Genomic DNA, 26775 nt, shown 5'->3' with positions numbered 1-26775 from the left:
ACATCGTCACATAACTTCTACGAAAAGACGACTGTTTCTTCTAAATAGATAAACTCCCAGCCACACTATGAGCACAGTAAGTAAAAGTGGCACACAAGACATCCAAGAGAATCCAAATTCACTCCACACAGTTGGTTGCGTGTCTGGAGCCAACATATTGTGACGCATATCTTGAATGCATTGTGCTATAGGATTAAGCAGCTCAAGCTTTGCCAGTGCCGCAAAAATACCGCCTTTATTAATCACATAGCTAAGCGGATAAATAATTGGCATGCCGTAAAACAGTAGCTGTTGAACCACTTCCCAAATATGCAAAATATCGCGGAAAAACACGTACATAGTAGACATTATTAACGCCATACCAATTGCAATCGCGTAAATCTGCACCAAACTTATTGGCAACAGAACCACTCTCCAAGTAAAATGCACTCCTCCAATAATTGCAAAAATAAGCACAACTACTAAGTTGATTAAGAAGCTTATTAAAGAACCAACTGTTGCTGAAACCACCACAATGTAGTTTGGAAAATGAATTTTGCGCAACAAATCGCCACGATCTACAAGCGAGCGCAAACCGATCGAGGTTGATTCTTGCACAAACTGCCATGCACTAATACCTAGTAATAACACCACAGGATAAGTCGGTGTGCCATCTGTCATTCGCAAAAACTTGCCAAAAATAAGATACATCACACAAAACATCATCAACGGCTTCAACGCCGACCATGCTACGCCTAAGAAGGAGCCTTGATAGCGCAGCTTAAAATCGGTTTTTACTAAACCACGAAGTACGATATTTGCATAAGCGTACTTGTTTCGACAACGAGTTATGAGATTTTTCACGTTCCCTATAATATCAGTTATATTGTAATTGAATGTGCTTAATCAAATATGATACGAATACACGCAAGTGCTACACATAAGACATTTATGCTAACATCGTACGTATGCCGAAAGTATCGATTATCGTTCCAATTTATAATGTTGAAGCCTTTTTACCAGAATGTTTAGAGTCTATCCAAAATCAAACTTTTACTGATTGGGAATGTTTAATGTTTTCAGATGGGAGCAAAGACGGTTCCATCGATATTATGAAATCTTTTGCTGAAAAAGATAGTCGATTCGTTGTTATTGAAAAAGAAAACGAGGGCTATGGAGCCACTTGCAATCGTGGTTTAGAACGCGCTCAAGGCGAGTGGATTAGCATTGTTGAGCCGGATGATTTTATCGATCCGCACATGTATGAGCGTCTTTTAAGCAATACAGATCTTACGAATGAAAAGATCGATATTATTAAAGGCGGATACTGGCTTTTTTACGATGGAAAAGATGGATATAAGGATGCAGTAGACACGCCAAACTTGTGTTATTTTATGCCTAAACACAGGTCTATTTTTAGCTTGAATGAATTTGCTGAGCCTTTCTACCATCATCCTTCTATTTGGTCCGCTATTTACCGCAAAGATTTTCTTAACGGAGATAACAAAAATAATGAAACCATACGTTTTAAGCCGATTCCTGGAGCAGGTTGGACTGATAATCCTTTCTTTGCGCAAACTATGGTTTTAGCAAATAAAATCTGCTGGAATCCTGGAAAGTACTACTATTATCGTCAAACTAATCCTGGCGCTTCTAGTTTATTGAAAGATTTTCATCTTCCGTTTGACCGTTTGCGTGATATGCGCGAGTTTCTCAGTAAGCAGAATATTTCACGCGAAGTTTTACAAGCTTTTTATTCACGCGAATTTGATTACGTTAATTCGTTAATTACTGAGTTTGGTTTTGACGATAAGAATCCGGAAATACGCAAGCTTATTCGCGAAGTTTTTAGTTCTATGGATTCAAAAGAAGTTTTCCTTATGGCTTCACGTTTAAGGCCAGAGTTTATGGATTACTACATGGATTTCTTAGGATCCTCGTACGAAGTTAAAGCACACAAAGCAGAATCTAATCCTGAGCTTTCTCTTGTTATTTTTACGCATAATGCTCATTCTTGGATTGTTGATTCTCTTAAAGCTTGCACTTCTATAAGCAATATTTCTTGCGAATTTATTATTGTTGACTCTCATTCTTTGGACAGCACTCTTAATATTGCTAACAGATTTACAGATAAAGATAAACGCTTTACAATTCTGCAAAATGACAATTTATATACTGTAAAAGATATGCTCTCTAAAGCGGTTGATTACGCTCATGGAGAATACACTATTTTTATGCCTTCAAGCTATATAATCAACGAAAACGTGCTTAGAGCCGCTTTAGATAATATGCTTAAATGCTCTAACAATAAAAATAAGATCATTGATCTTGAGTTCTTTAACAATAAGAGTTTGCATAGTGATTATCTAATTGATTGTTCCATTAAAAATGATATTAAACATAATATTGATCTTTCTGAAGAAAGCTTTATTAGACCTGTAAATAATGATGACACACTGCAAGATACTTATTACGGATCTTACACTCCTAAAGATATTGCAGAGCTTCTAATAAACAGTTGCTACAACTATGGCTGGCAGAAAGTATGGAGAACTGAATTTCTGAAATCTGCTCACATTGAAGCTGGAGTTAACGATACTCCTGCAACTCTTATGACTTTTAGCACTCGCGCAGCATTAGCAGCTCAAAATATTATGTATTGCGATTTGGCTAAATCATACGAAAATGCTTATGGCAGGTTCAGCATTGGAGCTGACGAAGGGTTCGAAAACCTTAACAGTAAAACAATTCCAGAAAACTTCTGGCTTTCAATAGAGCATCATACCTCATTCAACGAAGCACCGCTTGAAGTTGATTCGGTGTTAGAGGTTGGAAAATGGCTTGAAAGCGAAGGGCTTCTTGAAACATACAATCAAGGATACGCGAATGCTCTTGTGGAAAGCTTCGTTCACGATTGCCATACGCGAGTAACTGCTGAATCGTTGGCAAACATCGTCCAAGATAAGTTAAAAGAAGTATTAGAGGTTCTGAATTACGAAAGAAATTCACACAACTTACCAACGTATTTTTACGACGAAAAAGCTTATAACGAATTCCAAAAGTTGCAGCTTAACGCCACTTCTCGCACTTTGTGGCTAAAAGAGCGCATGCTTGATTTTGAGCGCAAAAGCGAATTATGCGAGCAGGAAATTAGTAATATTCGCACTTCTGCACGCTATGTTATTGGCGAAAAAATCGTAAAAACAGCGAAGAAAATAGCCTTCCCGTCTATTATTGCAAAATTGCAGAAAAAGATACGCCTCATGAGAAGAGATAATAAATAATTTAGATTCTCGTAATATACTATACTGTTTGTTGTAGGTAAATCTGTTGGAGATCGTTAGATTATGAATACTTCGTTAAACAATGAGCGTAAAAGTGTTCCAATTTTATACATTGTTGTACCTTGTTTTAACGAGGAAGAAGGCATTTCTAAAACCGCCGAAGTCCTCCAAGCGAAGATGAATTATCTTATGAATCAAAAACTCATTCACTCTTACAGCAAGGTGATTTTTGTAGATGACGGTTCTAAAGATTCAACATGGAATTTAATTGCTTCTTTTAATCGCAAAAACCCTTCACTTTTTGGCGGAGTAAAGCTTGCGCATAACCGCGGTCACCAAAATGCGCTCTACGCAGGGCTTATGTACGCTCGCAAGCAAGGTTGCGACGCTGCTATTTCTATGGATTCTGATTTACAAGATGACGTAAATGCAGTAGACGAAATGCTTAAGAAATTTGTTGAAGAACATTGCGAGGTTGTTTACGGAGTTCGTTCTTCGCGCAAAAAAGACACGTGGTTTAAGCGCAATACAGCTTTGGCTTTTTACAAGGTTTTTGCTTCAATGGGTGCAGAAGTTGTGCCAAACCATGCGGATTATCGCCTAATGAGCGCAATTGCTTTGGATGCTCTTTCCGAATACAGTGAAGTCAACTTATTCTTACGCGGAATTGTGCCAATGCTTGGATTTAAAACTGGCAAAGTTTATTACGAGCGTGGAGTAAGAACTGCTGGAGTTTCAAAATACCCTTTGCGGAAAATGATTTCTTTCGCTTTAGAGGGTATTACTTCATTCTCCGTTAAGCCACTTAAATTAGTTACGTATATGGGATTGCTTTCTATTGTTATTGGTTTTGCAATGTTCGTATACGTAATTGTGTCTTTATTTACCAATCACACTGCTGTTGGTTGGTCATCGCTTATGTGCTCAATATGGTTTATTGGCGGATTCCTTATGATTTCTATGGGCATACTGGGAAGCTATATTGGCAAAATTTATTTGGAATCTAAGCATCGTCCACGCTACTATATTGAGAAATCTTTGTAAATACAGTCTTTGTAAATATAATTTTATAAATACAATTTCGTGAAGGCACTTTATAAAAGCAATTTTTAAAGAGAGGTTCAAAAAGTATGATTGAGCGTTTTCAGCATGTAAGCGTAATGCTCGGGCGCTTTTTTAGCAATGCTATTGTATGGTGTTCAGCTGTATTTTTCAGCGCGTTAGCATTACTGAGTTTAATCCTTTCTGCTCATCTTTTCCCCGGAGAATACAGACTTGAGTTTTTATGGTTTCAGTCGCCATTTGTACTCATTTTAAGTGCTTTATTATTCTTTGTTTTCGTGTTTTTAAAGAAACGGCATATTTTTGATAAAATCCGTATTCGATATTTTGCTGCAGCAGTTTTTGCTTATGTACTTGTATTGGGATTTTTGTGGATAAAAGTTACTCGTGCTTGGCCTGAATGGGATCCTGCTTATATGTTTAGCGCGGCGCAATATTATGCGGATCCTAATCGAAAACCTATAAATTGTGCTACTGATACGTCAGAATTATCGTGGATTATTTGCCCGGGCGGTTACTTCACTAGATTCCCATTCCAATTCCCTCTTCTTTCTCTTATGCGATTTTTGGTAATCGTCTTTGGCTCTAACGCGTACCTTGCTTTTGAAGTATTGAACGTGTTATGCGCTGCTATTACTGGAATTCTTATTGCATACTACGTAAATTTGTTGTTCCGTAATAAGAATGTAACTATTCTTTCTTTGCTTTTGTATGCAGCTTTTTTGCCTATGATTTTTTACGCGACTTTTGCGTATGGCAATACTGTTTGCTTACCGTTTGTTTTTGGCGCGCTCATTTTTCATGCTAAAAATATTAAAAGTGGAAGTTGGCTTAATGCGGTTCAGTCGTTGATTTGCATGTTCTTTGCTATATTGCTTAAGTCAACTATGGCTTATTGCTTAATTGGCATGATTGTCGTGTGGATTGTGTCGGCTTTGCGCTCTAAAAAGTGGGAACACGCTATTTGCGTATTGCTTGCCATTGTGTTCTTTGCTTTAAGTAATGTTGCTGTGGCAAGTTCAGCTAATTCTTTCGGACATAATGCAAAAGATGGTTTGCCTTCTACTGTTTGGCTTGCAATGGCAACAGATCCCTCTCGCAAAATAGGTCCAAATAATCCTGGATGGTATAACGGGTATCCTACGAGCTTTGACGTTAAAACGTATAACAAAGATGATATTAAGAAAGAATCTACGGAATTATTGCGCAATAATCTTAGGCATTTCGCAAATAATCCGGGTGATGCCTTTAGTTTTGTCACTAAAAAATTTGCTGGAGAATGGCTTGAACCTACTTACGAATCTTTACTTGCAAGTAGTTGGAAGTGGAATGGTCCAAATAGACCAGTTTTGCTTGATCGCAAAATGAATCCTGTTTTGAGATCGCTTTATTCTGGAAAGCTTAATATTATTACATTTACTTTCTTAGACGCTCTTCAATTTATGCTTGTTGCTTTTACCGCACTATTCTTATGCGTAGCTCTACGAAAGAAAAAGTCAATTTCTTGCGAATATTTTACTCCGCTTGTTATTGTCTTAGGAATGGCTGTTTTGTATCTTGTTTGGGAAGCACAGTCGCAATATATTTTGCCAGCATACTTGCTTATGATTCCGTTTGCCGCGCGAGGTTTCGATATGCTACTTTCGCGCTACGAAAATCGTGCTGCAAATAATAGTAATGCAGCAAACCCAAGCAATAATTGATGGCATTGTTTGGTAAATTATGGAAGATGCAATCATTCCCCATGCAGCGTATGTGACGTTTGCTGCCATTGCGCGAGAGGCTCCTACTTGTGCAATTCCGCGATAATAGCTTAAATATGACCCTGTTCCAAGTAAGCCTATTGCAATTAGCATTGGTATAGTTCCTAAAAGCTTAGAGGACGCAAATATGCTACTCGCTGAAATATTGGCTGTGAAGCATAGCATTAACGCGATTATCGTGTAAGAAATAGCAGATACTGTTTCTCGAATGTGTAAGATTATTTCGTCGTCTACGCTTTGCTTTCTAGCGGCCCAAGCGCATACTACAGCTTCACTACCCCAACCAATTACGCTTAAAAATGCTCCAGCTAACCCTAATAGTGTGTTTGTAATGTTTGCAGAACTTAATGTATTTTGCGCATCAGAGCATGAATAATATCCAAGTACTCCTACTGCTATAAGAGCTAAAGTAAAAGCTGCGTATTTTTTTACACTTAAACGTTCTTTTAGCACGATTGCGGAAAGAACTGCTCCAAAAGCAGGATATAGTGCGGAAATCGCTGCAGCATACCCAGCTCCTATATTGCTTGCTGCTAAAACATATCCGCTCATGCCAATAGGCCCGCCAAGTAAGGATCCGATGATAATAGGCGTGAGAATTTTTGGCTTTTTTAGTATTTCAAAAGTTTTATTCCACTTTTTTCTAACACTTATATAAGTCCATATGAGTATTGCGCATACAATATCGTGAAGTAATGCGCCAATAATTCCTGTGAAGATTACTAGAGCAGTGTTGTTTTCGTATGACGTGTTATTTGTAAATACGAATGATACGGTTAAAAGAGCTAGAAGAGCTGTATCTACTCCCCATAAAAGTCCACTTAGAAACGAATACTTCATAATAAATACCACTTGCTTGTTAGAAGATGTTTGTGATTTGTTTCTGCTTGTTTATATGCTGCTTATTTAGCTTTCACTTGCTTGTTATTAGTTTGTCGATTTATTTATTATTTTCATAAGCTTTTAAAGCTTCGTTAATATATCGTTTCGCATAGCTGTAATACGTGTACATGCAAGTTCCTATATTTTCGCCTTCTGCTTGTTTAACAAGTGACCACAAATGCCAGCACCATCCTGCAAATCCTATATAAGCCAATAAATGACGCTTTTCTTGCGTAGATGGAGTATGCGCTAAATAAATAGGCATTGCTTCGCTTATTTCGGTGTTATTGAATTCGTCTGAAACACATAAAGTACCAAAATCTTGAGCGTAATCAGACATTCCAGCATATTCCCAATCGATAAGATGATAGCGATTGTTTTGATCTATTAGAATATTTGCGCCTAGTATGTCATTATGGCAAAGGCAAGTATGCGAGCCGTCTTGAGTAATTACAAAGTTATGAAGCTCGTCAGCTAAAACACTTAGGTCGATGATTTTTGGCGGTATTTCTACATTTCTATCATTAAGTTCTTTCATATAGCGCTGAGATTCTGCGTAAAAATCAAAGTTGCGATGCACGCTTTCGTTACTTTCATGCAAAGAACGAACTAATTTCAAGCTTTCCTGTAATTGGTTAGGATCGTGCATATTTGCAATATGGCAATCTGGCAAAAATCGTGAAATCTTCCAACCTTCTTTAGCGTCTGCTGTAATAAAAGTGCCATCTAAACCAAGTTTTTGAGCCAATTGCAAAGCTTCAGCTTCAGCTTGTCTGTTAATAAGCACGTCTGTTCCAATGCCAGGATGCCTATAAACGTATTCGCTATTGTCAACCGAAAAATGGCAAGATAAATTAGTAAGACCTTTTTTAAGCGGATAAACGTTATGAATATCGGATTTTTTGCAGTTAAGTGTTTGAGTGATATGGTCAAAAATTGCGCTATCAATATTTTCTAGGAAAAGTGGATCAAATTCGCGTAGCTCATCAATAGAATCAAATTCGTGAATAATTGGCGTATCGTACTTGCGTATTTGCATGTCGAGTTCGTCAATGTGTTCAATAAAAATATCTTCCCAAAGTTTTCCTGCAGTTTGTGGCAAATCGTATTCTTCACGAAGAATTTGCATAAATCGTTTAGAAAATGCTTCGTCAAAATATACGTGACCAATCATGTACCAAGCGTTACTTCCGCCAATCGTGACTTTTGTAATGCGATCATGCGCTCCGCAAGTCATGCACCATTCTTTAGTGTATCCTTGCTGGAATTGCGCGGAATAATAAGCTTTCCAAACGTATTTTTCAAATGGATTTTCGTCGAAATAATTGTCGGATGAGCAAATATAAGTGTTCGATAACTGGTTTGCTACTGCCATAATTGAACTGTTGTTATTGCGCGTGCTGTACTCGCTATTGGGCACGATTTTTACGTTAAAAGCGTCTTCTAAGTAGAAAAATTGCTCTTGCTTGTAGCCAACAACAATTGTTATATCGTTAATCCCAGCTTCGTTAAGTTGCTTGATTTGGCGTTCAATAAGAACCTCTCCTCGAACTTTGATTAGTCCTTTAGGTATCTCGTATGAAATAGGAGAAAATCTTGAAGAAAAGCCTGCTGCCATAATAATAGCGTTGCGTACTTTATATGGTTCAAGAGATTTCATGCCTTCTTCAGTGATGCGCAATTCATTTGTTGTTTCAATAAGATTTTTATTTTCTGCGCTTTTTATTGCTGAATTAACAGTTCCGAGTGAAATTCCTGATTGCGAGGCTATGTCTCGCTGGCTTAATTGCGCACTTCTGTTTTTGTTATTTAATAGCGTTGTAAGAAGCTTAAATTCGTTGTGATTGATAGCCATGCGAGCCTCGCTTGTGTTGGTATTTTGTTCATTATACAACAAGCGTTCAAAAATAGCTATTAAATTTTTATTTTGAACAACGCACAGTTAAAGCGACCAAAACTGCACAAGCATGTAAAGAAAAAGCCGTTTTACAACCAAAATCCGACCGAAACTGCGCAAGCATGTAAAGTTTATGTCGCTTTTTAGCGAAAATCCGACCAAAACTTTACAGACGCGTAAAGAATAGGTCGCTTGCAAGCAACAAAACGTATATAATGAGTAACCATATGACTTTTGCTAGTAAAAGTGAGAGAAAGCAACAGAAGGTGTAAGTATGGCGTCTGTATTTCGTAAGCTAATGCGCAAATTTATTGAGCATTGTCCTTCATCAAAACGTTCAATAAAAGATCTTAGAGCGCAAGTTAGCGATTTACAGAACAGCATAGATCGCATGCAATGCGTGTTAGACGAGCAATTGCCACGCATTCTTGAAAACCAACGCAATATGCACGTTGACATACTTACGAATCGAGAGCACGCTTCTCTCTTAGCTTGGGCAAACTATCGCAATGACAACGAAAGCGATTTTGATGCTCGCAAGCGTTTTTACTATAGTCTTCCTCAGGCAACTGGTTCAGTGCGACTTATTCAACGCGGTTGCGCTTCGCTTTTAAATGAATTTGCAACGTTTGCTAAAGAATATAATTTGCAATATTGGGCTGATTTTGGTACTTTGCTTGGCACTATTCGCCATCGCGGATTTATTCCTTGGGATGACGATACAGATTTAGGAATGATGCGAAGCGATGTAGATAGGCTTCTTGAATTGCTTAAAAAAGATGAAAAGTTGTCTAAACGCTATCGCGCAGTGCTTATATTTGACCCTTACGTTTTCTGCAGGCAGCTTAGATTGCGATACAAAAATTCTGAAGACCCCAGCTTCATTGATATTTTCTTCTACGATTACATGCCTAAATACGATGAGCATACTAAGAAAAGGTTTATTGAAATTCGTGAAGAATTAAAAAAAGATTTGAAATCTAAACCTTTTTATAATAAATGGCACGCAAACGGATACTTGGAAGATGGCGAAGAGTTTAGTGGCGAAATAGAAAATACTTTCACCAAATATCAAAATATTGCAAAAAGTGAAAATATTATTGCAGATGACGTTACTAGCAACGAGTGCAATATTATTTACGGGCTTGATAACGTCGATTCTGAATTAATATACACATCGCAATATGAGGATATGTTCCCACTTAGGCAAGAAGAATTTGAAAAATTCGCAATTTTAGTACCTAATAAAGCAGAAAAAATTCTCTTCAATTATTATGGGAATATTTATCAGCTTCCTTCAGATATGGTTTCGCACTTGCAGCATGTAAGCCGTGAGTTGCTTAATAACAAACATACTATTGAAGCAATTGAGCAAGATATTGAAACTAACCCTTATATGCACTGATCATGCTTAAGCTCTGAAATTTAATAAGTATATACATTACATTCATTGTCATTGATCGTAAAATACATAAAGCGGTAAGTATTCGCGCTACTTGCCATGCGTTTGCAATATACTTGCTTTAAAAGTAACAGATTTGAGAACCGATACGCACAATAATGTGGGGTAAATAGTGGCAGCAATAGCGACAAAAAGCGAAATGCATGAAAACAGCACAAACGAAAAAAGTACGCGCATAATGCAGAGTTTTCTACTAAAAATAATGACATCTATACAAAATATGCAAAACTTTTTAAAAACCCACGCATTATTGCGCAAAATATTACCCTTTATAACAATATTTGTAATTACTGGACTTGTTACTATTTTCTTCTTCAGTAATCTATATCTTTCCTATAGTTCTAAAAATTATGCAGAAAAACAACTTGCTCTAGTTAACGCATCAATACCAGACTCCAGCAGCTATAATGCGCAAACAGGCAAAAAAGAAACTAAAGATCAAGCTCATATAGTTGGAAATACAATAAATATTCCAACTTCTGGATCAGATGTAATATTAAGCGACATCAACTCCGCTACTAAAGCTATAAAAATTGAGTTAGAGCAAACAAAACCAGTAACACTAGTTACAGGAACTGTTGAGATCGAAGACTTCGGCATAGCTCCAAACGCGTACACTCTAGCAGACTCTTTCCAAATGTCTACAGGAAAACACAACACTAGAACACTTCGATTTGAAAGCCACGGAGACGCTTATAAAATTCGCTTACACTTCAACCAAACAGGAGCTCCTTTTACACTCAAAGCTGTAACAGTAAATCCGCCTTTTGCGCTGCACATAAACTTTGGAATGTGGGCAATACTTTTCGTTGCAAGCTCACTTATATTCTTGGTATACAAGAAAAAGTGGTATTTGCTTAACTACGACCGCCACAATCTTGCACAAAATATAGTTTTTTGGGCAGTATGCGCAATGCTTATGGGATTCTCGCTCTACCTGTGCTTTGTTGTATATCACGGCCACGGCATACGAGTGCCATTCCCGTCTGACCTATACGATCGCGTCAACGGAAATCCGTACACTGAGCAGCTTAAAGCTTGGAAATCAAACTCTTTGGCTCTGCTGCAGCAGCCACCTAAAGAATTAGTAGAATCCGCAAACCCGTTTAGTTGGGGCCAACGCATGGACTTGGGTTCTAAAGGAGTATCCATACCTTGGGATGTGGTATTCCACAACAATCATTACTACTGCTACTTTGGCATAGTACCATTCCTGCTCACTTACTTGCCTTTTAATCTGCTCTTCCCACATGCAGTTCCTTCCGCAATATTAGTTGTTACAATATTTGCGGTTGCGATTATTCCGTCTATGTTCGCGCTTCTTAGAGAAGTTGTTGAATTCTTTGCAATACGTGCCAATTACTGCCTGTTTTTGCTTTCTGCAGCAGCCTTCCCATTTGGATGCTTAATCTTCTACTTGCAATCTTCAGCATCCCTTTACTATATGCCTCTGCTTAGCGCAATACTGTTCGGGATCTTATTCGTATACGCTTCTCTTAAAGCTGTGCGACTTCACGCAACTCATCCGCGCGCTGGATACACGCTTTTTGCGCTCGCTGGCATAAGTCTTGCTTTACAGTGTGGATCAAGGCCAAACGCGTGCATTCCAGTTGTTGCTTTTATAGCACCGCTGTTTATTGCGCTATTATTTGACGCGAAACGAAGTATTGCAAATCGCGTTGCTGCGGCTTCAAGCTTCCTTGTTCCTGCAATCGTAGGTGTAGCTGGAATATTAGCTTATAACTACTTGCGTTTTAAGTCTTTCTTTAATTTTGGCAATGAAGAGCAACTTACTAATTTCGATTTGCGATTTAATAGTAAATCTTTTGACCCTACTAAGATTCGCGATATTTTCCTTAATTATTTCTTAAAACCTTTTAATATTTCGGAAAATTTCCCATATATCTCTATACCTTGGGCAAATAATCAAGGTTATGGAAATTCTTTCTACACGCATATGATTTTCGGTCTTATGATGATTCCACTCTTCTGGTGGATGTTTACATTAAGACGTAAGTTTATGCAAAAAATTGAGTATATTATGACAGTTGTTGGATTAGTAGCATCCTTCTTGCTGCTGTATCTTAACTACTGTTTAGGCGGCAATTTGTACCGCTACTATTGCGATTCGATTATTATATTCATTTTGATTGCAATAATGAGTATGCTTCACAGAGTTAAGCCTTATAGCAAAGATATTGATATTACTTGTGAAAAAGATTGTGCAATTGCTGAGCAATCGTCTTTGCGTTTGTATATTCCAGCTGTGCTTTGTGCAGCGGTAACTATTGTAATAGTTGGTTTATTAGTATTCAGTAATCATACTGAGCCGTCTGCAGATATACAAAACGTAAACCCTGATTTATTCCTTAAGTGGAGTGATTTATTTACGATTGGTCGCTGATTTGCGCGACGACCTGCCGTAGCGCTTAAAGCGTAGCGCGCGAAGGCAACTCGGAGCGTGAGCTTGCGTTGAAAGCACGGTGTGCTTTCAACGCAAGCTCAGCAGCGAGTACACGCAAAGTGTACGAGCGCTATAAGAGCAAACACAAATTTTCCAGCCTCGTCAAAACCGAAAAATTAAATCAGTTACAAAACTCATAGACGATACTAAAGAATATCGAAAATAAAACTCGCGCAACATGAAACAAAATGTAAAATAAACTATATAAAAAATGGCCAGCATGCTGTTGAGCACACCGGCCACTTTAGCTAGTAGACTTAATTACTTAGCTTGCAATGTAGCCTTCTGGCAATCCTGACGCCAAATACCATTACCGTCATGATGCTCATCTTCAACAGGAGCACCGAGCTTTTCGAAGCCGCCGCGAGCGTAGTAATCTTTACGAAGATTGAACATAAGAACAAACTTCTTATCCTTACCATGCGTCCAAACGTCACCATTTTGGCAACGCTGACGCCACCAGCCAGCACCCATGTTTTCCTCTTCGGCAACAGGAGCGCCAAGCCAAGCAGCACCACGATGCCCTTGGTAAGAGTCGCGTAACTCGAACTGAATCACGTACTTAATGTCTTTGCCGTGCGTCCAAACGTCACCGTTCTTGCATTGCTGACGCCACCAGCCAGCACCCATATTCTCCTCATCGGCAACAGGAGCGCCAAGACGACCATAGCCACCATGCTTGTAGTAAGAGTCACGCAATTCATACTGAATCACGTACTTCTTATCTCGACCCTGCGTAAACACGTCGCCATGCTGGCAACGCTGACGCCACCAGCCGCCTCCCAAGTTTTCTTCGTCTGCAACAGGAGCACCAAGACGACCATAGCCACCATGCTTGTAGTAAGAGTCACGCAATTCATACTGAATTACATACTTCTTATCTCGACCCTGCGTAAACACGTCGCCATGCTGGCAACGCTGACGCCACCAGCCGCCTCCCAAGTTTTCTTCGTCTGCAACAGGAGCACCAAGACGAGCGTAACCGCCGTGCTTGTAGTAAGAGTCGCGCAATTCGTACTGAATCACGTACTTCTTATCTCGACCCTGGGTAAACACGTCGCCATGCTGGCAACGCTGACGCCACCAGCCGCCTCCCAAGTTTTCTTCGTCTGCAACAGGAGCACCAAGACGAGCGTAACCGCCGTGACCATAGTAGGAGTCGCGCAATTCGTACTGAAGAATAAAGCTTTTATCTCCGTTGGTCCAAAGATCGCGGCGATTTGCTTTCTTACTTACTTTCCAGCCGTCTCCAACTTCTTGCGAAGAATTCGTGCTGGTGTTAGTAATCGTGTTACCAAACTCAGAAACACCATTGATTTCGCTGCCATCAGCCATGCCAAATGCGTTCAAATCAACGCGACCATCAATTCCGTCAACGCTGCCGTCGGAAGTGTACTGCCATCCGCGCAATGCTGTAGAAATAGGGAAGCCTACACGAGAACCGTAGCTAGCAACCCAGCTTGTACGCTCGTGAATATACTGAGAATTTAATGGTCCTCTCAAATAATTTGTATAAGAGTAAACGCCGAGCTTATGGTAACCTGCAGAAACTAACTGATTCCACCAGGAAGCAACAATATCCTGGTAAACATATGGGGATGTTGGTGGTTTATGACCACTCCAGCTCCACTTTTCCAAATCGTAATAAACAGGATACGTTAAATCTTGAGGACTTACTCCAGCACCCTGTAAAAGATTTACAATGTCGGCGCCTTCAGCAGCACCATCTTCAGCTTTTTCAGCATAGGAATACATGTAAATGCCGAATGGAATACCAAGACGCTTGCATTCGCTAATATTGCGCAAAGCTTGCTTGTCATATCCATTATCCCAGCCATAGCTAATACGAATAATCGCACCATCTACTCCAGAAGCTTTTACAGCATCCCAATCAATTTCTTTTTGATGCTCAGAAACGTCAATAACCGCCTTAGCGTTATTAACGAACACATCATCATTTCCATCGATAAAAGCCGTAGTACCATCAGCATCGCTCCAATGCGCACCATACTCATTATCAATAAACGAGCTTTGATACACAGTGCCAGAATGTGATTGAATAATAGGCTTAACAACACTTTTGGTATGCACATTAGCACGCACATTTGCATGCACATTAGTATTCACATGTTCAATCGATGAAGATTTTTGCGGCGCAACGACATTCATAGTGAAAGCAGTAGCAGCCGATACTAATCCAGCTAATACACGTACGATAATCTGTCCCACGAGTCCTCCAGACATGTTTTTTACGTGTTTCTCCGCTACTACCATAGCAATAGCACCCTAATAACAAGCATAAATTCAATAGAAATGTGAAAATAATATGCAAAAATATGTGATTTTTACAAAAAACTGAAATAAATAAACCATTAAAAAGAAAATTGCAAAACGTAAAGTAAAAATAAAAAATGGAGCGGACGACGGGAATCGGACCCGCGTAATCAGTTTGGAAGACTGAGACTCTACCATTGAGCTACGTCCGCAATTACGCACCATACTTGCACGAAATATTCACGCACAAATATCGACTCGTTCAAGTATACAGATGCTTGTGACATCGACACAAGTGCACAAAACATATTTTTCTTATATTGTATCTTTTCTTATAAGACTTCAAGCATTACAACAGCTGATGCGAAAGCTGAATTATCGTCTAATAATCCGTCATGGCTGAGCGAAATATGCCAACGAATATTATCTATATGCTCGCTACTATCTACGCACTCACTACTATCTACACACTCGCTGGACGCACTGAAAAGCGATTTTACAAGTTGCGAATGCACATCTGCTCTGAGAATAACGCGCGGGCAACCATGTGAATCGTTAAGAATCTCAATACTCGCCCACGGCATGTTATCCAGAGTATATGGATAAGGGTTATTTATTGTGCATAACGCCTCGGACCACGCTTTAATCACAGCTTCTTTGCCAGCCCAACGTGCTGCAATATGTAAAGCTTTCTCATCATTCTTCACTTGCGCACGAAGATCACATTGTCGAAGCTCTCGCACAGAAAACAGCGCACGCCAACCATTGCCATCCTGCATCTGCTGAGCAAACTGCGCAACGTTTACCAAGTCGTGCCCTATTCCTGCAATCATACACACCTACTTTTAGTACATATACATACTTTTAGAATGGCACATGTTTTACACGCACCTACTTTTATGCGCACCTACTTTTAAATTGCATACTATTATTACTATATAAGCATATTTCGTTAGGTAAAAAGTAAAGGCGGATGCACAACACCCGCCTTTACAAGTAAATTTTTAATTATTACTAAAGAACTTATTATTACAAAATTACTTTATGCGAATTTAATAATTATAAGAACGAGAATAGCTGCTCTGCAAATCATTCACACCGTTAACAAAGGCATCAATCTTGCTGACCACAGTAATTTGAATATAAGCAGCAATAATAATAGTTATAATTCCAAGAACCAATCCTGCAACAGCCATACCGTGACCACGCTTGGCACCTGGAACACCAGCCTTGGTGTTACGCATTGCAAGAACAGCAAAAATAACAGACAGAATACCCAAAACCCACCAAATAATAGTGAATACAGGTACCCAAGCAAATATGGTACCAATAATTCCAAGAACTAATGATGCAACAGCCAAGCCTGAAACAGGAGCCTGCTGAATATACATTGGTTGCTGACCATATGGCTGCTGAGGCTGCTGAGCATAAGGCTGCTGAGCGTAAGGCTGCTGAGCGTAAGGCTGCTGTTGAGCAGGCTGAGCATACGGTTGCTGAGGCTGCTGAGCATAAGACTGCTGTTGGACTGGCTGAGTGTAAGTCTGTTGGACTGGCTGAGCTTGAGGAACCGGCTGAGCTTGCGGAACCTGCTGGTTATTTTCGTCCATTTTCCCTCCATCTGCAAAAGCAATACAAGTAATACAATTCCATGTAGCTCATAAAGCTTTCCAAATAATTTCGATTGTCAAACGATAAGACAAACAATGCGATTATACAACATATGTAAGCCATGCAACACATACAACATTAATTAATTAATTAAGCGTCAACACATAACATATTTTGACATTTTTATGCTCTACGCAAAAATACTATATAAAATCTTGTATAAAATATATTTAAATCAACAATCACTTACGTGATTCTTTACTGCAGTAGCAAACGCCGAAAAATCACCGGCAAATGTTTTCCAAAACTACAAAAACGACAGCAAACGCCAGAAAATTACGCACGCTACGACCTGCTTAAGCATGTGCGTGAGAAACGCTACAAGTGCGATTAATTCATATGCGAATAAATTACTATAAAACGATAAAATTTTAGATAATTTTAAATAATCCGTCGTTATGACAATATTTTATACATAGAGCACCCCCCCCCCGGCAGAAAATTTTAAAGTTGTTATATATCTAACAATAAAAAAATTATATAAACTTTAATAAAATACTGTATAATATTATGAATTATGTGTATGCGCATAAATATTTATGTCAGTATTCGTTATGAAAAAATAACGAATAAGTATAGAAAAAATGGACATAAGTTTAGAATAAAACGCACTCATAGAAGTAAAAGTTAAAACCAAAACAAGGGGAATACTATGGCAAATAACACTCGCAAAAAGCTCTCTAGCAAAAAAGCTACGAGCGCATTTGCAAACACATGCGCATATTACGCAGCAAAAACGAACGCAACTTCCGCGTCTGCTACCATGCGCAAGGTGTCATTGAGCACACTTGCCACAGTTCTTACTGCCGCCACTTGCTTAGGCGGTCAGCCAATCCTCGCATCCTCTAATATTCTTCTTCCTCCAACTACGGCAGCTTTTGCATCTCAAGTGAGTAGCGCAAGCAATGATCCTAATCCTTGGCTGCATAGGCCGAATATTCTTGAGTATCAACGCTGGCGTTATCAAAATAGTAATGGTGATGCAGGTTACGTAGACACTAAAGACAATCTTGGCGATTATCACAGCTTAAAGAACAAGACGGATATGTATGCGCATGTTGAAGAAACTAATGGCACTAAGTATTTAGTCTTTGACGTGTTCTTTAACAATGACGGCAAGTCCATGCTTACATCGTCTAAAAAACAGCAATATGTGTGGCTAGTACCTTATGCTGTTGCAGATTTAAACAATGGTGCTTATAAAGGCGATACCGTAACTGATTTACGATTTGATTTCTACAAGCGCAATGGCAAATCATCTCAGACGTATGCAAATCTTTCGCACGATATTGGCTTGTTCGAATACGATGCAAGCAAATCGTTCGATCAGAATTTATTTAACAACGACCGTGATCATAATGGCTCTACTTATAAGTATTCATTGAATGTTCGTAACGGAGGAAGTAGGGGACGAGATATATCCGACAACTTCCACGTTAGCGAAAGAGATTTAGATGACGCTATTAAAAAAGCTATAGCTCCTGGACCAAGCCCTTATAGCGGATACAACTACGGCATTGGTATAACAACTGTTAATGTTGATTACGCTGTACGCATGCATTGCAAGGTAAAGCTGCGCCAAGGCGTAACAACAGACGACATTCAAAACGCTTTTACTTACGCAAACACAAGCTCTTACGGAAGAAATACACACTCTGCATATACCTTCATTTCCGGACGAACTCACGACGAAAGCTTCCCTCGCACAAAAAGCGATAATTTGCCGCCAAAGCTGTATTTTAATGGCAAGGAGCTTACAGATGATTCCAGTAGCATTACCGTGTATCAGGGCGAGTCGCCAAAGATCTCTTTCGGCACTTCCGACAATAGCGAAAAGGTAACTAGTTTCTCTGTAGGCGGATTCCCAGATAGCATAAAGAACGCAAACTTTACAGACAAGAGCAACGACGGTTTTGACGCGACTGAAAAGAATCACTACAACCACGAAATTAAAGACGTTAAGTTTGAGAACAAGAACGGTAATACGCCAGTAAACTCCGACTACACGATTACTGTTTCTGCAACCGACGCTTCCGGCAACAAAGCAGAAAAGAAAGTCACTGTACATCTTAAGAACCTGAACCAGAAGTACAAGGCTCCAACCGCCGATGCACTTACTGTTGATTGGGGTCATAAGCTGACTGAAAAAGAACTGGAAAATCAGATAAAAGGCAATGATGGAAAAGGTAACAACGGCAATGGTACAGTAACCTTTATTGGTAAGTTACCAAAGACAAATCTATCCGAAAGCACTTTCAAACGTTCTAAAAATAAACTAAAAGTTACAGCAAAGATTACATATGCAGATGGATCTAGTCATACAGTAGACATTCCTGTAACAGTTAGAAAGCCACTCGCTTTTGAGCACGCACCAAAAGGCAGCGAGAACGCTGTAACCGTTGGGGATAAACTTAAACAACCAAGCGATTACATAACACTCGAAAATAATTCTGGCAATAAAGTTAAGCCGCAAAAAGTCGAATGGTACGGCGGAAAGCCTAATTCCAGCACAATTGGCAAATTTAATAACACTGTCAGAGTAAATTACACAGACGGTAGCCGCAAAGACACTACTGTAACATTTAACGTTAAGCCGAAAACACCTGTTATTGAAACGGATTTGAACGGTCGCGCAAAAATTAAAAACCAGAAAGTAGTAGTAAACGTCGGCACTGGGTTTATACCAGACGCCACAAACACGGTTACCTTATACGATGCCAACAATAACGCAATTGGCTCTACTACCGAAATCAAAGACGGTAAGGCAATTATTACTGTAGCTAATGGCATACCTGCAGGAAACGTATATGCAGTTACAAGCAGTTCATACAACAATTCTCAGGATAAACATACAAATACCTTCAATTTATCTTCCGATAAAAGTGAAAACCATCAAGCTACAGAAGATAAACAAAAACCAACACTTACAGCAAACGACGCAACTGCAAAAGTTGGAGAAAATTTAAGCTTTAATCTTGAAGCAAAAGATGATATTAAAATTGACGACTTCAATATTGCAACTCCATTATTACAACTTGTAAATAATGATTTTTCACGTTTGCAGATCGATTACCAAGGAACACAAACTAATCCAAAAGATCGCAAAGTAAAAATTACTATACTCGGCATGAAAGCAAACGAAGTTGGCGAACACAAGCTTAAGTTCTCAGTTACCGATGCTGCTGGAAACAAAACTGAGAAGGAAGTTAAGCTAATAGTTAAGCAGCCTTACGAACTGAAAGCAAATCCTATTACCGTTGACTTAGGACATGAACTTACTAGTGATGATGCTAAGAAGATATTTGAAAACAGCAAGAATGTTCCTTCTGGAACAACATACACTTGGGTTACTAAACCTGAAACCAATTCAACCGGGAAAGAAAAGCCAGGCAAAGTAAAAGTCAGCATTCCTGGAGGAGAAACTAAGGAGATTCCTGTAGCTGTAACAGTTCAAGATACAGTGAAACCAGTAATAAAGGTGTACAAGAAAGGTCCTGGTGACACTTGGACTGAAGTAACCGAAAAGGTTACTGAAGGCAAAACAAGTTACACAAAGATTGACACGTACCACGGTGACAAGTGCGAACTGAAAATAACTGCAACCGACAACAGTGGCAAAGTTACAGATTTGAATATTAATAGTTTATTAACAGGCTTGACTACATCTGATTTTGCAACAAAGCAAGGCGCTGGTTCCGAAAATGATCCTCGAGCTATAAAGATTGCAGGCAATGTGCCGAATGGCATGGCTGCCGGAGCGTACTCTAGGACTCTTGTAGCAGTTGATGGTTCTGGAAATAAAACTAATCTTCCAATTCGCTTTGTTGTGCACACTCAAGCAGATAAGTTTAGCAAGATTACTCCAAAGGATATAACTCATAACATTCCTGCTGACGGCAATAGTAACAATCATCCAAAGGCTGAGGATGGTATCTCGGAAACTAGCAAGAAAGATTTGCCAAAAGGTACCACGTATTCTTGGGTTAAAGAACCAGATTGGAATAAGCCTGGCAAAGATACAACTGCTACAATTCGCATAACGTTCCCAGACGGTTCTCACGTAGACGTTTCGCCAAAGCTTACTGTTACGGATACTATTAAGCCTGTTATTGAAAAGCCTGATCTAGGAACAGCATCACATGCAGGCAAAAACCATTACTTGCTGAAAGTTCATCGCGGACAGAAGTTTGACCTTACACTGAAAGTTCACGACAACACTGGCAAAATAGTCGGCGCAAGCTTGGATAACAATGTACCTGATTGCGGAATTACTAATACTGCCCTAAAAATTGACAATGCAAGCAACCACAGTGTTAAGAACCCTGCTATTGTGCATATAACTGGCACAGCACCAACCAACGAAGGAACAAGCCAATATTGGAGTCGTACTGTTACTGTAACAGACGAAGCTGGTAATAGATCTGAACTCCCTATTCAGATTGCTGTATATACAAGCGCAGAGGAACACAAAGCCACATCAAAGCAAGTCCGAAAACCATTTAATACAGCAGTAACTGTTAAAGACATTCAAGATGCAATAACAACTGACTATATAAGCAAAGACCCAACTAAGAAACCGGTAGTTTCTGTGAAAACTGGCGAAAAATTACCAGATGGCACAACTTCTGGAAACTCTAAGGTTACAGCAATTGTTACTTATCCAGACGGTTCAACGACAGAAGTTGTAGTTCCTGTCACTATTGATACTGCTCTTAGTAGAACACATATTCCAACACCTAACACTGTAGAAAAGTCTTACGGCTCTACGAAAGACGATATAGAGAAATCTATAACAAGCACTTCTAAAGGCGGCGGAATATCTTGGCCTAATGACACTGCTCCTGCAGGAAAGACAACAATTGAGATTTCCGACAAAACCAAGATTCCTAGAGGAACTGAACCTGGCACATACGAAGTTCCTGTAAAGATAACGTATAGCGATAACTCTGTTGGATACGCAACAGTAAAAGTTAAAATTGGCGAACCACAGAGCAAGAGCTACAACCCACAAGGCAATACCCTTACGTTTGATTACAACTCGAAGCCAAAGACTAACAACATATCCGGTAAAATTACTGGTGTTGGAAACGGTAATGGCATTAGCTTTGGTAAAGATAAGCAGGGTAAAGATATAGCACTTCCTGATGGTGCTCATATTGCTATTGACAACCCAAGTAACATTCCAGACGGAACCAAATCTGGCGATTTCGATATTCCTGTAACCATTACATATAAGGATGGTTCAGAAGATCATACAGTTGTTAAGGTAACAATTGGCAAGCCACAAAGCGAAACAAATAAGCCAACTGTTACTAATATAACGAAGGAATATGGTAAAACAACTAACGAAAACGAAGTAAAGAATCACGTTACTTTTGACGGTAATAAACATAAACCAACTTCCGTAACTGTTGAAAACGCTAGCGATATTCCAAATGGTACAACTCCTGGCGACGTAAATATTAACGTTAATATTGAGTATCCTGATGGCTCTAAGTCTTGCGTTACTGTAAAAGTTACTACTGGAGATCCTGATACTAAGACTTACGCACCAAGCGCAAACGAAGTTAAGAAAAACCGTGGTGATAAAATCACCGCTGATGACATTAAGAATGCTGTAAAGACTTCTACAGTTGATGGCAAGACCCCGGATAAGAGCAAAACAAAAGTAGAGCTTGTAAACAAAAACAACTTGCCTGATATGACTAAGACTGGCACAACTAATGTTCCTGTTAAGGTCACATACCCAGATGGGTCAGAAGTTGTTCTTGAAGTTCCAGTGGTAGTTAGGGATACTGACAAGGATATTTACACACCAACGTCTTCTACGCTAGAAAAGCCTTACGGCTCAACTATTAGCGAGAAGGATATTACTGATAAGGTGACAGTTCCACACTTTGTTGGAGATGCAACTAAAATCTCTTACAAAGTCAAGGATACTAAGAAGATTCCAGGGGAAAAGTCAAATCCTGGAGTTTACACGGTAACTGTAACAGTAACTTATCCGGACAAAACAAGCGAAGATGTGGACGTAAACGTTACAATCTTGAATAAGGATTCCGACTCTTACGAACCAACCGCTAAAACTCTTACGAAGAAGCACGGCGAAACGATTAGCAATGACGAGATTACTAATCAAGTAAGTGTGCCTAACTATCCAAGCGGTGATAGCAAAAAGCATCTGACTAAGACTGTGGAAACTGGAAAAAAGCTTCCAGATACAAATACTCCAGGCGAAAGCGATGTGCCGGTTATTGTTAAATACCCAGATGGTACAACTGACACTGTAAAAGTTCATGTGGTTGTTAAGGATACAGATGCGAATACGCATACTCCACAAGCTGAACCACTTGAAAAGAATATCGACAGCGGAAAGCCAACAGACACTGACATTACAAGCCAAGTAAGCGTTCCTACCTGGCCAACGAACGAAACACAAAAGCCAACTTACTCTATTGCTGATGGCGATAAGGATAAGATTCCTGCTGGAGATAAGGCTGGCAAGTTTGAAGTGCCTGTAACAGTTACGTATCCGGATGGATCAACAACTGTTATCAACGTACCTGTAACTATTAAGGCTCCGACTCCAAAACCGCAAGTTGTGACTGTGCCAAAGGGCGTGGAACCTAAGCCAGAAGACATGATTTCCAATAAGGATAAGTTCCCTGATGGAACCACCTTCGAGTGGAATAAAGACAGCAAGCCAGATACTTCTTCGGAAGGAACAGGCAAGCAAGGCAAGGTCGTAATAACAGTTCCAGGTCAAGATTCTGTGGAAGTGCCTGTAACAGTGAACGTTGTTGACCCAAGTGCTCCACAAATCAACGTGCCGCAAGGTAAGGATTTGCCAAAGCCTGAAGATGTAATTAATGATTCCACCGATAAGAACAAATACCCACAAGGCACTAAGTTCGAGTGGAGTAAGGAAGATACACCAGATACCAAGAATCCTGGCATGAAGAATGGCAAGATTATTGTCACTATTCCAGGTCAAAAGCCTGTGGAAGTGCCTGTAACAGTGAACGTTACACCAACTCCAGAAGCGAATGTTGTTAATGTGAAGGTTGGCGACAACCTTCCAGACGCATCGAAGGGTATCGCTAATAAAGATAAGTTCCCTGAGGGAACCACCTTCGAGTGGAAGAAAGATGCTGCTCCAAAGACCGACAAGCCAGGCACCGCTACCGGCACTGTGCTCGTTCATATCCCAGGTGTGAAAGATCCAGTGGAAGTAACAGTTACTGTGAACGTAAATCCTGCGCCTATAGCGAAGGAAACCACCGTCCCACAGAACAGCGATCCAGATCCTAAGAACAGCATTGATAATAGCAAAGATCTCCCGAAGGGAACCACCTTCGAGTGGAAGAAAGATGCTGCTCCAAAGACCGACAAGCCAGGCAATACTACTGGCACTGTGATTGTCAAGATTCCAGGGCAAGATCCTCAAGAAGTGACTGTAAAAATTACTGTTACAGCATCTCCTGAAGGAAAAGACGTAACCGTGCTGCAAAAGACTGACGGCAAGGATACCACTCCTCAGCCAAAGGATGTTATTAATAATCTACCTAAGGATGCTAGTATTTCTTGGAAGAAGAAGCCTGATACGTCAAAGACTGGCAACCAGCCAGGAATTGTGACTGTTAAGGTGGATGGCGAGCCAGATGTTGACATTCCAGTCAACGTGCTCGTTGTGCCAAATCCAAAAGGCAAGACGGTAAACGTGCAAAAAGACTCCGCTTTGCCGGATCCAAAAGACATGATTGCCAATAATGGTGACTTCCCTGAGAAAACCACATTTACTTGGGCAACTAACGGTAAGCCATCAACGTCTAGTACTGGTGAGCAAACTGGAACTGTTGTTGTAAATATTCCGGATATTACAACTCCTGTGAATGTAACAGTAAAAGTAAACGTTGTGGATAAAGACAAGCCATTTATCAACGATGACAAAGCCGAGAACACACCAGATAAGCCTGATAAGACCACTATTACTGGTAAAACTCAGCCAGGAAACACCGTAACTGTCAAAGACAAAGACGGTAAGACTGTTGGTACTGGAACTGCTAACAAAGACGGAAACTTCACTATCGAAATCGATAAGAAGGATCCTGGTACAAAACTCGAGCTTGTTCCAAGCAAGGGTAATAACGAAGGCACTCCAGTAGAAGTAAAAGTTACTGCTAAGCCACAAAAGCCAAAGATTACGGTACCAACCGACGATCACAAGAACGGCGGAAACGTAACTGTAACACCGCCACACGGCGATGAAAACGTTGTCAAGATTGTGATTAACGACAAGCCAAATCCGCTTAACGGTCCAGAAAAGCCAGAACAGACAATTATTGTCAAGAAGGGTGATGACGGCACGTGGAAGATTGACGGAGACACTCCAGAAGGTGTAACTGTTGATCCGCAAACTGGCGTTGTTACGATTCCAGCAAAAGACTTGGAAGACGGTAGCACTATTACTGCAGTAGCTAAGAACAAGACGGATAAACCATCTGATCCTGCTACTGCTGTAACCGGCTTTAAGACTCCGCAGATTACCAAGCAAACGCTAAAAGACAATCCATATGATTCTACTAAACAAATCATCACTGGAAAGACGCTTCCAGGCGCGAAGGTAATTGTTACCGACGAAAAGGGCAAGGAAATAGGAAGTGGCGTTGCAGATAAAGATGGCAACTTCACTATTACTATCCCGAAGCAAAAGCCTGGTGCTATCGTCACCCTCACGCCAACCAATGGTAAGGGTGATGATGCAAAGACGGGCGATAGTGTAAATATTACTATCGGCGGAAATATTACTAAGCCAAAGATTGACACTCCAACCAATGGTGGCGCTAGCGTAACGCCGGATCTCACGGATACTCGTGTCAACAAGGTTGTAATTACCTACACGCCAGAAGGCAGTGAAACAACCGCAACGATTACCGTTGTTGCTGAAGGCGATAAGCATGAGTGGAAGATTGACGGCTCTGCACCTAACGGCGTGACTGTTGATCCGCAAACTGGCGTTGTTACGATTCCAGCAAACAAGATTAAGCACGGTAGCACTATTACTGCGCAATCAGAAGACAGTAGCGATAAGACTGGCAAGAGCAAGTCAAAAGTGGTAACTACTAAAGTTGGCGAAAAGGAGAAGCCGGCACCAACTCCAACACCTATCCCAACAGATAGGCCACTTGTGGTAACACCACAAGATGGTGCAGAGCAGGGTTCTGCAACTGTTACACCACCATCTGACGCTGATTCTATGGAGATTACATACACTCCTGAAGGAACTGGAGCGGCTGGTGAAATACCTGGAATCTCTATTCCTGGTTCCCCGTTGGTTCCAACACCAACACCAACACCTACCCCAACACCTACCCCAACTCCAGCGCCTGATACCACTCCTTCTACACTCGTAACAATCAGAGTGAAGAAAGGAACGGACGGCAAGTGGACGTTTGACGGAAAAGCTCCAGAAGGCGTAACCGTTGATCCAACTAGTGGTAAAGTAACGATTCCAGCAAATAAGATAAAGGACAATACTGAAGTTACTGCAAAATCGACGAAGGGTACGTCTACTTCTCCAGAAGCAAAAGGAACAGCTGGGGCAAACCCAACAGGAAACCCAACGCCGTCTCCTTTGCCGTCTCCTTTGCCGTCTCCTTTGCCGTCTCCTTCACCGCTTCCTGATAAGCTTCCTGACGTTCTTCCTGAGCAACTTCCAGAAGAACCTACTGAGCAAAATCAAAGCGACAAGAAGGAACAAGAGCAAGATTCTAAGGACAATAAGCAGCAAACCCAAACTGCTAAAACTCAAGAATCTAATGAGAATAAGTCTGATTCAGACTCTGTAAAGCAAAATGCAAGCAACGCGAAGAACGTAGCAAATAACGCTCCGGCACGGCACTCATCCGGTAAGGTTACTACTTCAAATCTGAGTAACACTGGAGCCGCTATTGCTGCTGCAGGAGCTGTTGCAGCATTTGCAGTAGCAATAGGTGGAGCGATTGCTGTTATTGCTCGCAAAAGGAAGCGCAAGTAAGGCG

At 40.2% G+C, this 26775-nt stretch carries 12 protein-coding genes and 1 tRNA gene; 6 read left to right on the top strand and 7 right to left on the bottom strand.

Going from position 1 to position 26775, the window contains the following annotated elements; genetic code table 11:
• Nucleotides 1-6 precede the first annotated feature (6 nt).
• Nucleotides 7-843 (bottom strand): ABC transporter permease, encoded by an 837-nt coding sequence (locus tag HXT29_RS00295; RefSeq protein ID WP_004107518.1) that lies wholly within the window; start codon nt 841-843, stop codon nt 7-9.
• Nucleotides 844-947: 104 nt separating this feature from the next.
• On the opposite strand from HXT29_RS00295, the gene HXT29_RS00290 reads away from it, so the two are divergent.
• From HXT29_RS00290 to HXT29_RS00280, 3 genes are all read left to right on the top strand, one after another.
• Nucleotides 948-3263, top strand: a complete 2316-nt coding sequence (locus tag HXT29_RS00290; protein WP_422118367.1) for a glycosyltransferase family 2 protein — start codon at nt 948-950, stop codon at nt 3261-3263.
• A gap of 63 nt (nt 3264-3326) precedes the next feature.
• Entirely contained in the window at nt 3327-4307 is a 981-nt protein-coding gene (locus tag HXT29_RS00285; RefSeq protein WP_004118638.1) for a glycosyltransferase family 2 protein, read from the top strand.
• A gap of 296 nt (nt 4308-4603) precedes the next feature.
• On the top strand, nt 4604-6028 hold the full coding sequence (locus HXT29_RS00280) for a glycosyltransferase family 39 protein (RefSeq protein ID WP_422118366.1): 1425 nt from the start codon (nt 4604-4606) through the stop codon (nt 6026-6028).
• Here HXT29_RS00280 and HXT29_RS00275 read toward each other — a convergent pair.
• Nucleotides 5963-6928: a DMT family transporter gene (locus HXT29_RS00275; protein ID WP_004119679.1), complete on the bottom strand. Its 966-nt coding sequence runs from the start codon at nt 6926-6928 to the stop codon at nt 5963-5965. The genes HXT29_RS00280 and HXT29_RS00275 overlap by 66 nt on opposite strands.
• A gap of 100 nt (nt 6929-7028) precedes the next feature.
• Nucleotides 7029-8825: a phosphotransferase gene (locus HXT29_RS00270; protein ID WP_004107503.1), complete on the bottom strand. Its 1797-nt coding sequence runs from the start codon at nt 8823-8825 to the stop codon at nt 7029-7031.
• 316 nt (nt 8826-9141) lie between these two features.
• Here HXT29_RS00270 and HXT29_RS00265 point away from each other — a divergent pair, with 316 nt between their 5' ends.
• Nucleotides 9142-10272 (top strand): LicD family protein, encoded by a 1131-nt coding sequence (locus tag HXT29_RS00265; RefSeq protein WP_410295789.1) that lies wholly within the window; start codon nt 9142-9144, stop codon nt 10270-10272.
• 259 nt (nt 10273-10531) lie between these two features.
• Nucleotides 10532-12733: a hypothetical protein gene (locus tag HXT29_RS00260; RefSeq protein WP_254596759.1), complete on the top strand. Its 2202-nt coding sequence runs from the start codon at nt 10532-10534 to the stop codon at nt 12731-12733.
• Nucleotides 12734-13054: 321 nt separating this feature from the next.
• On the opposite strand, the gene HXT29_RS00255 is transcribed toward HXT29_RS00260, so the two are convergent.
• The 4 genes from HXT29_RS00255 to HXT29_RS00240 all read right to left on the bottom strand — a co-directional run bounded on the left by HXT29_RS00255 (nt 13055) and on the right by HXT29_RS00240 (nt 16674).
• The gene (locus tag HXT29_RS00255; protein ID WP_422118365.1) at nt 13055-15067 is read right to left on the bottom strand and encodes a GH25 family lysozyme; all 2013 of its coding nucleotides are present in this window, start codon (nt 15065-15067) and stop codon (nt 13055-13057) included.
• Nucleotides 15068-15205: 138 nt separating this feature from the next.
• Nucleotides 15206-15279 (bottom strand) — tRNA-Gly (locus HXT29_RS00250).
• Between the two features lie 120 nt (nt 15280-15399).
• Nucleotides 15400-15900, bottom strand: coding sequence for a holo-ACP synthase (locus HXT29_RS00245; RefSeq protein WP_422118364.1), 501 nt, complete (start codon nt 15898-15900; stop codon nt 15400-15402).
• A gap of 219 nt (nt 15901-16119) precedes the next feature.
• Nucleotides 16120-16674, bottom strand: coding sequence for a DUF4190 domain-containing protein (locus tag HXT29_RS00240; RefSeq protein ID WP_422118363.1), 555 nt, complete (start codon nt 16672-16674; stop codon nt 16120-16122).
• A 713-nt stretch (nt 16675-17387) separates the two neighbouring features.
• Here HXT29_RS00240 and HXT29_RS00235 point away from each other — a divergent pair.
• The gene (locus HXT29_RS00235) at nt 17388-26771 is read left to right on the top strand and encodes a Rib/alpha-like domain-containing protein (protein ID WP_422118362.1); all 9384 of its coding nucleotides are present in this window, start codon (nt 17388-17390) and stop codon (nt 26769-26771) included.
• The last annotated feature ends 4 nt before the right edge of the window (nt 26772-26775 follow it).

Source organism: Gardnerella sp. DNF00550 (assembly GCF_049262685.1).
Classification (GTDB): Bacteria; Actinomycetota; Actinomycetes; order Actinomycetales; family Bifidobacteriaceae; genus Bifidobacterium; species Bifidobacterium leopoldii.
Note: the sequence above shows the minus strand (reverse complement) of the source record. Positions and strands in the feature narration are given on the sequence as shown.

Bases quoted from the DNA above. Each gene is read 5' to 3' on its own strand.
- HXT29_RS00275 (WP_004119679.1), bottom strand. From the start codon at position 6,928: ATGAAGTATTCGTTTCTAAGTGGACTTTTATGGGGAGTAGATACAGCT.
- HXT29_RS00255 (WP_422118365.1), bottom strand. From the start codon at position 15,067: ATGGTAGTAGCGGAGAAACACGTAAAAAACATGTCTGGAGGACTCGTG.
- HXT29_RS00240 (WP_422118363.1), bottom strand. From the start codon at position 16,674: ATGGACGAAAATAACCAGCAGGTTCCGCAAGCTCAGCCGGTTCCTCAA.
- HXT29_RS00270 (WP_004107503.1), bottom strand. From the start codon at position 8,825: ATGGCTATCAATCACAACGAATTTAAGCTTCTTACAACGCTATTAAAT.
- HXT29_RS00290 (WP_422118367.1), top strand. From the start codon at position 948: ATGCCGAAAGTATCGATTATCGTTCCAATTTATAATGTTGAAGCCTTT.
- HXT29_RS00260 (WP_254596759.1), top strand. From the start codon at position 10,532: ATGACATCTATACAAAATATGCAAAACTTTTTAAAAACCCACGCATTA.
- HXT29_RS00235 (WP_422118362.1), top strand. From the start codon at position 17,388: ATGGCAAATAACACTCGCAAAAAGCTCTCTAGCAAAAAAGCTACGAGC.
- HXT29_RS00245 (WP_422118364.1), bottom strand. From the start codon at position 15,900: ATGATTGCAGGAATAGGGCACGACTTGGTAAACGTTGCGCAGTTTGCT.
- HXT29_RS00285 (WP_004118638.1), top strand. From the start codon at position 3,327: ATGAATACTTCGTTAAACAATGAGCGTAAAAGTGTTCCAATTTTATAC.
- HXT29_RS00265 (WP_410295789.1), top strand. From the start codon at position 9,142: ATGGCGTCTGTATTTCGTAAGCTAATGCGCAAATTTATTGAGCATTGT.